1 protein-coding gene is annotated in these 1,733 nt (G+C 72.2%); it reads right to left on the reverse strand.

Annotated elements, in window-relative coordinates:
• Positions 1–163 precede the first annotated feature (163 nt).
• Positions 164–1,612 (reverse strand): IS1380 family transposase, encoded by a 1,449-nt coding sequence (locus AB0E96_RS40920; protein ID WP_359831899.1) that lies wholly within the window; start codon positions 1,610–1,612, stop codon positions 164–166.
• Positions 1,613–1,733: the final 121 nt, after the last annotated feature.

The raw sequence follows: 1,733 nt of genomic DNA on the forward strand, positions 1-1,733 counted from the left end.
GACCCGAATCCGCAGGTAGTGGCCGGCGGCCAGTCAGTTGATCTCTGTGCTGGCCGTTGGCGCCGTTGTGGTGTGGCCGGGTAGGCCGGTGGCCCGGCTGTCGCGCGGGTGGGCGGCTTTCCAGGGCGGTGTCGGGTGGTTCGGGCCCGGTCGGGGCAATCGGTCAGGCTACTGAAAGGTGCCGGTGGGCACGGATCCGGGCCAGCGTGTTGGCGATCAGCTCACTGGCCGCGGCAGTGAAGCGGAGTTCGTGGCGGCGGGCGGTGACCGTCCAGCGGGCGGCGCGGTGGATCAGCAGGCGCCGCACGGTGGCGATGCGGCGGCGGGCCTGGCCGATGGGGGCGAGCATCTGCAGCCATGCGGTGAGGTTGTAGGCCAGCAGCGCGCCCCACGTCCACATGCTGTTGACCGCGTGGGAGCCGGAGGGCAGGTGGTTGAGGCCGGCGCCGTGGGCGGTGTCGCGGAACAGTTCCTCAATCCGGGTGCGGCGGCGGAACTCCCATTCCGCCGCCGCGACCTCCTCGTCCAGGTCCAGCTCCTCGTTGGTGACGAAGAACGAGTAGGCGTATGCCTGTTGCTCCAGACCCTCCAGGACCAGGGCGAGCTGGTCCCTGCCGACGGTGCGCGAGCGACGCGAGCGCGGATCCGCGGACAGCTCGGCGGCCTCGTAGCACACCCGTCTGGCGATCACGCGGGTGCCCTCGGGCCAGCCGGGCGGAGCGTAGGCCAGCACGGCGACCCGCGCGCTCGGGTAGTCCAGGGCCTCGATCCAGTCGTCCTCGTGCACGGCGGCGACCGCCCGCCACAACGGCCGGCTGCGCGGGACGCCGAGCCGGAACAGGCATCCGCGGGCCGCGATCTTCTCGGCGACCTTCCCGGCGTAGTAACCCGTATCGCCTTGGAACAGGACCGCACCGGTGGCTCCGGCCGTGCGCACGGCGTCCACCGCCCGGTCGATCTGGCCCAGGGCGTGGGTGCGGCCGTCCGAGCGGCCGTCCAGGAGGTCGGCGGCCACGACGGTTCCGGCCTGGGCCCAGTGCGCCGCGTGCACCCGCCCCGCCACCTCGCCCTTGTAGGAGCGGACGACCTGTTCCTTGCGGGTCGAGTAGACCTCGATGTCCTTGGCGTCCAGGTCGATCGTGACCCGCCCGGCCAGGATCCGGGCCCGCTCGGTGACCGGGAGCGCGGCCAGCGCGCGGGCGGTGACCCGCGCGCAGGCCCGCTCGACGCCCTCCCGCCTGGTCTGGTCGAACCGGGCGGCGAGCGTGGCGGCCGTCGTGGACGGCGGGACGGGCGCGGGCAGCAGTCCCTCAGCGACCACATCCGCCCGCAGCCGGTCGAAGCCGACCAGGTGGTCCTCGCCGGTCAGCTGCACCGCGGCCATGGCCAGTGCGAACTCCCCGCCCGACAACCCCCGCTCGCGTTCCTTGACCGGGCCGACCTCCGTATCCAGCGCGGCGGTGACGCCCAACGCCCGGTCCAGTTCCGCGACCAGCATCAGCCCGCCGTTCTCGGTCAGCGACCCGTCCACCCCGCCCAGCCGGGCGTTCAGCCGGGTCCAGCGCCTACCGGGGGCACGGAAGGCGGTACGGCGACGCGATATCTTGTTCACCTGGCAGGTGTCCTTGCTGGTAGAGCGATCAGGCGTAGAGAACCTCGATCATCTCAAACCGGCACGGACACCTGTCGTCGTATCAGCCGCTACACCGCACTACTACCTGCGGATTCGGGTC

Source organism: Kitasatospora sp. NPDC036755 (assembly GCF_040636595.1).
Lineage (GTDB): Bacteria > Actinomycetota > Actinomycetes > Streptomycetales > Streptomycetaceae > Kitasatospora.